Origin of the sequence: Paenibacillus radicis (ex Gao et al. 2016) (assembly GCF_014641555.1) — a bacterium.
GTDB classification, from domain to species: Bacteria; Bacillota; Bacilli; order Paenibacillales; family Paenibacillaceae; genus Pristimantibacillus; species Pristimantibacillus radicis.
In genome coordinates this window covers 1-6,730 of record NZ_BMHY01000024.1, presented here as the reverse complement: position 1 = coordinate 6,730, position 6,730 = coordinate 1, and the positions used below count along the sequence as shown (strand labels likewise).

At 49.0% G+C, this 6,730-nt stretch carries 8 protein-coding genes; 6 read left to right on the top strand and 2 right to left on the bottom strand.

The window, feature by feature from the left end; all coding sequences use genetic code 11:
- The 3 genes from sat to IEX98_RS28220 form a co-directional block, all read left to right on the top strand.
- The coding region (sat, locus tag IEX98_RS28230; RefSeq protein WP_229692436.1) for a sulfate adenylyltransferase at positions 1-881 on the top strand (881 nt) is incomplete at its 5' end.
- A 152-nt stretch (positions 882-1,033) separates the two neighbouring features.
- A complete protein-coding gene (gene cwlD, locus IEX98_RS28225; protein ID WP_188893028.1) occupies positions 1,034-1,801 on the top strand; it encodes an N-acetylmuramoyl-L-alanine amidase CwlD in 768 nt (255 codons plus the stop codon).
- A gap of 73 nt (positions 1,802-1,874) precedes the next feature.
- Positions 1,875-2,984, top strand: a complete 1,110-nt coding sequence (locus IEX98_RS28220) for an Mrp/NBP35 family ATP-binding protein (RefSeq protein ID WP_188893027.1) — start codon at positions 1,875-1,877, stop codon at positions 2,982-2,984.
- 78 nt (positions 2,985-3,062) lie between these two features.
- On the opposite strand, the gene gerD is transcribed toward IEX98_RS28220, so the two are convergent.
- Positions 3,063-3,761, bottom strand: coding sequence for a spore germination lipoprotein GerD (gene gerD, locus IEX98_RS28215; RefSeq protein WP_188893026.1), 699 nt, complete (start codon positions 3,759-3,761; stop codon positions 3,063-3,065).
- Positions 3,762-3,935: 174 nt separating this feature from the next.
- On the opposite strand from gerD, the gene IEX98_RS28210 reads away from it, so the two are divergent.
- On the top strand, positions 3,936-4,556 hold the full coding sequence (locus IEX98_RS28210) for a KinB-signaling pathway activation protein (RefSeq protein WP_229692435.1): 621 nt from the start codon (positions 3,936-3,938) through the stop codon (positions 4,554-4,556).
- A 17-nt stretch (positions 4,557-4,573) separates the two neighbouring features.
- Here IEX98_RS28210 and pdaB read toward each other — a convergent pair whose 3' ends face one another.
- The gene (pdaB, locus tag IEX98_RS28205; protein WP_188893025.1) at positions 4,574-5,386 is read right to left on the bottom strand and encodes a polysaccharide deacetylase family sporulation protein PdaB; all 813 of its coding nucleotides are present in this window, start codon (positions 5,384-5,386) and stop codon (positions 4,574-4,576) included.
- Positions 5,387-5,456: 70 nt separating this feature from the next.
- Here pdaB and IEX98_RS28200 point away from each other — a divergent pair, with 70 nt between their 5' ends.
- Together IEX98_RS28200 and IEX98_RS28195 are read left to right on the top strand one after the other, a co-directional pair.
- A complete protein-coding gene (locus IEX98_RS28200; protein ID WP_229692434.1) occupies positions 5,457-6,134 on the top strand; it encodes a stage II sporulation protein M in 678 nt (225 codons plus the stop codon).
- A gap of 115 nt (positions 6,135-6,249) precedes the next feature.
- Positions 6,250-6,471, top strand: coding sequence for a hypothetical protein (locus IEX98_RS28195; RefSeq protein WP_015847185.1), 222 nt, complete (start codon positions 6,250-6,252; stop codon positions 6,469-6,471).
- Positions 6,472-6,730 lie beyond the last annotated feature (259 nt).

The following is a 6,730-nucleotide window of genomic DNA, read 5'->3' as shown; positions in this document are numbered from 1 at the left end:
AAGTCGGTACTCGTGCTTCATTGGTTGGCGAAGATGGTGTAACGTACGCTATTATTGATATTGAGAGCATCTACTCGGTTGATCACAAGCATGAAGCGGTGCAAGTATTCAAAACGGATGATCTGGAACATCCGGGCGTACAGAAGCTGTTGTCGCGTCCTTCCACATACGTAGGTGGAGCGATTACAGTACTGAATCGTCCACAGCCAGAGAAATTTGGGGAGTTCTACTTCGATCCAAGCGAAACACGCCGGATTTTTGCCGATAAGGGCTGGAAAACGGTTGTTGGCTTCCAAACTCGCAACCCGATTCACCGGGCGCATGAATATATTCAAAAAGTGGCGATGGAAATCGTCGATGCGCTATTCCTGAATCCGCTCGTCGGCGAGACGAAATCGGATGATGTGCCGGCTAACGTACGGATGACGAGCTATCTGGCGCTGTTGGAACATTATTATCCGAGCGATCGCGTATTTTTGGGTGTATTCCCGGCTGCTATGCGTTATGCCGGTCCGCGTGAAGCGATCTTCCATGCGCTTGTTCGTAAAAACTACGGCTGCAGCCACTTTATTGTCGGCCGCGACCACGCTGGCGTAGGCGACTACTACGGCACCTATGAAGCGCAAGATTTGCTCAAAACCATTCCAGCCGAAGATCTCGGCATTACTCCGCTTTACTTCGAGCATAGCTTCTTCTGCACGAAATGCGGCAACATGGCGACGACGAAAACTTGCCCGCATGGCAAGGAAGATCATCTGACGCTGTCGGGAACGAAGGTTCGCGCCTTGCTGCGCGATGGCATCTGCCCGCCGCCTGAGTTCTCTCGCCCTGAAGTTGCTAAAATTTTGATCGAAGGCTTGGCGGAACAGCCTGTCAGCTAATAACCGGATAACCGGCATGAACTTGACCTGCTTTCCTTGCGTTCTGAACTCATAAACGACCATCTCGTCCCATATAAATGATAGAGAGCTTATCCATTCATCGCTAAATGGCTAAGAGGTTATCATTTGAAAGGGGACGGGGTGGTTTTTTTATGCGCCGAATAAGAGGACGGTTTGTAGTATGGATGACCTACAAGGGAATGCTTCGCCTGACAGCGGGAGCGGTAGCCCTTGTATTGACATGGTTTATTTTCACACAGGGCAATCCCGTTATTCGAACCTCGACTTATTGGACACTGCCGCTGTCAGGTAAAACAATCGCAATCGATGCGGGGCACGGCGGTGTGGACGGAGGAGCGGTGAGCAAGCAGGGTGTCGTCGAGAAAGATCTGAATCTGGCTATTGCTCTATACTTGAGAGATTATTTGCAGCAGGCGGGGGCAGTAGTTGTCATGACGCGTGAAGGGGATTATGATCTGGCAAGCGGAGATACCCGGGCATACAGCAAGCGTAAAACCGAGGACTTGCAGCGCAGGGTAGGTCAAATCAAAGATAGCGGCGCTGCCCTTGCGGTCAGTATTCACATGAACAGTATCCCATCGGCAAAATGGTCGGGCGCACAAACGTTCTACCATCCGGATAATCATCCAGAGAACCAGGGGCTGGCGCTGCTGATCCAGGATGAAATTAAGCGCAATCTTGAAAATACGAGCCGATTGGCAGCAACGCAAAAAACGGTCTATTTGCTCAAGGAGCTGGATCATATTCCGACCGCGCTTGTAGAAGTCGGTTTTCTGTCCAACCCTGGGGAGGCTTCGCAGCTGGCGGATGCGGATTACCAGCGGAAAGTGGCGGCATCGATTTATCAAGGCATATTGCGTTACACATCAGGGGAGAAGATTAGCCCGCCTGTAAACTAATCGCTAGCGTTGTGTTATAATCATTATAAACAAGCGAATTAGCAAGCAATGCATATAAAGGTGGGACATCCCTATGTTAACGCGAGAGCAGGCATTAGAAGCCGTCGGTTCAGTGACGGAAGCATATAGCGCGGATGCAGTGCAATTCCGCGATGTCGTTGTAAAGGACCGTCAAGTTTCATTGACGGTCGTCTTGGCAAGCGCCGAGACGAAGCCGGCGCTGGAATCGGCGCTGCGTGAGGCGCTAACGCAAGCCGGCGCCGAAGCGGTGCACTTCCGTTTCCGCGAGGCGCAGCCTGCGCCAAGCGCGAATGCAGCGCAAGGCAGCGGGGCAGGAGCGGCGACTTCAGCGGCGAACAAGCAGTCCGCTGCAGAAGCGGCTCCCGTGCAAGGTCACGGCGCGGGACTGAGCAGCTCGCTGCTTGACCCAGCGAGCAAAGTGGAGTTTATCGCGGTTGCCAGCGGCAAAGGCGGGGTCGGCAAATCGACCGTAACGGTTAATCTGGCTGTCGCATTGGCTAGAAAAGGCAAACGCGTCGGTATTATGGATGCCGACATCTATGGCTTCAGCGTACCGGATATGATGGGCATTGAGAGTCGCCCAGAATTAGTGAACGACCGGGTCATTCCGATCGAGCGTTTTGGCGTAAAAGTAATTTCGATGGGCTTCTTCGTTGAAGACAACAGCCCGATTGTATGGCGCGGCCCGATGCTGGGTAAAATGCTGCGCAACTTCTTCTCTGAAATCGAGTGGGGCGAGTTGGACTATTTGCTGCTTGACCTGCCTCCGGGTACTGGAGACGTTGCGCTTGACGTGCATCAGATCATTCCGCAAAGCAAAGAGATCATCGTAACGACACCGCATGCTACGGCAGCATTCGTAGCAGCGCGCGCAGGGGCGATGGCAATTAAGACGAATCATGAAATTATCGGCGTCGTGGAGAATATGGCCTACTACAAATGCAGTAAATGCGGGGAGCCGGAATATATCTTCGGACGCGGGGGAGGCGCGAAGCTCGCGGAGTCGCTTCATGCTGACTTGCTTGCGCAAATTCCACTCGGTCAGCCGGACAACCATATTTCGGAGCCAGATTTCTCGCCTTCGGTATACAAAGCCGAGTCGGAAACGGGACAGTTATACCTGGAGCTGGCGGATCGTGTAATCGATCAATGCGGCAAATAAATGGACAAAGAATAAGCCTCAGCTTTGCGTGTATTGGCATAGGAACAGCCGATACACGAAGCTGAGGCTTTTTTTAACTTACGTGGATGAATCTTGGCCTTGCGAGTCGCCGGAGCCAGATTCCTCGGAATCGCCGGAATCGTCGTTGCCTTGGGATTCGCCTGATTGACCGCCGCTCTTCTGGACTTTCTCATTCGGTTTAGGTTTGAGTTCCTCTTGGACGGCCTTCTTCATAAGATCAAGCACTTCCAGCCGGAACAACGGATTTTGCATCGATTCTTGCATCAAGGACATCACTTGCTTTTTATATTGCGTGCTTTGCAGCACATCGAGTATCATCTTGTCCATTTCCGGACTTTTCATAACTTTAATTAATTGTTCCTGATAGCTCGGGTCTTTGAGCAGCTGCTTGTGAATGTCTTTGTTCTGTTTATTGACCGCTTTAGCGAACTCGCCTGCGAATCGGGTGTCCGTCATTAACGTTTTGAGCACTTTATCATATTCCGGGGCAACCAGTACTTCCTTAACGGCCAGGCGAACCTGTTCTTGATCTTGAACGGACAGGAGCTTGGATGCGCTGGCGTTATAGCCGGACATTTGTGACGCGGATTCCTGCAGCGCCTTTTGCGCATCCTCCGTCTTCAGGATGTCGATTACCATGGATTTCATGTCTTTATAGCTTGTCTGCTGATTAGATCCCGATGATTCGGCCCCGCAGCTGGTCAGTACGAATGTTACGGCGCATAGAGCCGTTAATAAAGCCCATTTTCTAAGCATGCTCCGTTTATCTCCCTTCTGTGGCATGACTGTTGTTATTATGGAGTAGTATGCTTTAAAGTTCACCGGATTATCATGCTTGCGGCTTAGCTTTTTCATGGGAACGTGTTAAAATAAAACTTGGTGAAATGGGTAGGTATACCGGTTCACATAAAATTTAGGAGGGTCAGAATCGTGACTTTACGAAAATGGTTTTTTCTTTTTTGGAGCTGTATGGCGGTTGGAGCTGTCGTAACTGCTGTCTTCGGTTCCATTATGCGCGGTTTGGATAGCGAGTTCGGCGTAATGGGTTTGAACGCTGCGAGCATGAATGCTTTGATGATGGCGCTTGTAGGCCTGATGATGGGAGCATTTAGCCAGATGGGCTTCTTTGCTTATTTGACTTTGAACTATATTGCGCTAAGCGTCTTCCGCAAAAGCTATTTATGGAATGCGCTGCAAGGTTACACAACGCTATTTGCCTTTGGCGGATTAGGATATCTGTTGTTCGGGCAACGGACGAATGACTGGTTTTTCTGGGTGCTGCCGTTAGGGTTAGCGTTAGGCTCCCTGGCTGTAGCATATGTAAAAGTGAAACAAACCAATCGCAGCGCTTTTATTCCGACGCTGTTTCTGATGTTCTTCATTACCTTTATCGAGGCATGGCCAGCTCTTCAAGGAGAGACGAATATGACGGCCATTATTTTCATGATGATTCCGCTGTTCGCGTGTAACGCTTATCAAATTCTAATGCTGCCGCGCTTGCTGCAAAAAGAAGCAACCAGCCCTGCGCCATCCGCAAAGCCGGTTGCCTAATTGAGGCCTATCCAATTTCAATATTCTTCTGCGGCATTCAATCTTTCCGCCAGCGAAGTTGAGGTTGTTTTGTCTTTAACAGCGCTTCCTTGTGCTTCGGTTTGGGAGATCAATTCCGTAACGGATACGAAATCATAGCCTTTGGAGCGAAGCTGATCGATAATGGCTGGCAGCGCTTCTGCCGTTTGCTTGGCGGAATCGCTTGCGTGCATGAGGACAATGTCGCCGTTGTGTGCGCGGCTGACGACGCGGTTAATGATTTTATCAGTGCCGATGCTCATCCAGTCCATAGAGTCGGTATCCCACTGAATGACCTTATAGTTGAGTTCTTCGGCGATACGGAGCACCCGTTTGTCAAAATCTCCGTTAGGCAGACGCAGCAAGTTCGGCTGTTTGCCGGTAATGTCGGACAAGATGGTGTGCGCGGTCTTGATCTGGGTACGAATCTCCTCGTCGTTCAGCTTGCTGTAATTGTCATGCTTGTGACCGTGGCTTCCGATTTCATAACCGGCATCGAGAATTTTTTTCACGATATCCGGATGGGATTGGCTCCATGGCGACGATAGAAAGAATGTAGCTTGCGTGATGCCTTTTTCTTTCAGCACTTGCAGGATGGGCTCTGTTCTTTTTTCTCCCCAACTGATGTCGAAGGTCAGGGCAATTACTTTTTTCTCGGTCGGCACGCTGTAAATAGCAGCCGGCTGCTGCGGTGAGAAGACAGTGATGTTGTCCCGTTCAGCGTAAATAATACCGACGGAAAAAACCAGAGCTAGCGACAGCAGGAAATAACGTTTGATTTTACGGCCGTTTAATACATAAAAGAAGTTCATCTCAGGCAGGCTCTCCTCTCTATTGAAAGCTTGTTCTAGTACAATCTATGCTCGTACAACAAAGTTATTCATGCTTGTTCGAATTCTGGTGTCGGAAGAGGAGGAGACGACCATATTTAAATGGAACGCCATTAGGGCGCACTTCAAAGCAATGGGGCCATATATTACTTTCGGGTATATATTGTTCGCCGCGGGCATCTTCGTTGGCGCGACGAATACAGCTTTCGCCAATTATTTGGAGCAGCAAATCGCTGCGCTCGGGGGATTGGCTAATACGCTGCAAGAGAGCAGTAACCCGACTCTTGCCTTTATGGTCTTTATTTTTCTAAACAACGCGATCAAATCGGTTTTTATCATCTATATAGGTTCTTTCTTCGGACTGATCCCGATGTTCTTTCTTATTCTTAATGGAATGGTCATCGGGTATCTGCTGCAGCATATTGCCGTTACGAACGGTACGGGAGATATGTTTGTTACGCTTGTGGGCTTGCTGCCGCACGGTATTATTGAGATACCGGCTATCGTAATCGCAAGTGCTTACGGGATGAAGTTTGGCGCGCTCGTATGGAAAATGCTGCTCGCAGCGATTCTGCCTAATCGCAAGGTAGGGGAAGCGGGAAAGGCAATTGAGTTTTTCGTTATCCGCAGCGTACCGGTAGTCGTTATTCTTACAGTAGGTTTGCTTGTCGCAGCTGTTATTGAAAGTACGGTTAGCATTTGGGTCATGCAAATGATGAGACCTGTGTAATAAAATTCCTGTTTATTGTGCATAACATTAAAGCGGCGTCGTGATGCGAAAGCGCGGGCGCCGTTTTTGTTGTCAATAGAACTCGGACCGTACCTTAGGAGGGCGCACAATAAACATGCTAGGAATCCTATTCAACGACAAAGAATGCAAAGAACTCGATTACGTCCTGCGCAAAGAATTAGATGAAATGCTGCTTGATCTCAATGACAATCGATTGGATGGAGATATTAAGCAAGCCATTACCCGCCGCTATAAAATCATCTTCCGGATGTATGCGCGTATTGCCTCGCCAAAAGAGCTCTCCCGTTATGCGCTGAATGTGCGTAATTACAGGTAGAAATATCCATTAAAAAAAGATCAAAAAAACTTTAAAAAAAGGGTTGCATTCAGTTGGGCATACATGATATATTATCTAAGTCGCCGCTGAAACACATGACGGATGACACAAAAAAGAAATTGTTCTTTGAAAACTGAACAACGAGCAAAACTGCCCTTATGAATGGTTCGCCATTCGTAAGAAAAAAGCGATAAAACAAAGTAATGAGCAATCAACATCCTCGACTTTCAATTAACCGATTTAATCGGTCACTTGAAAG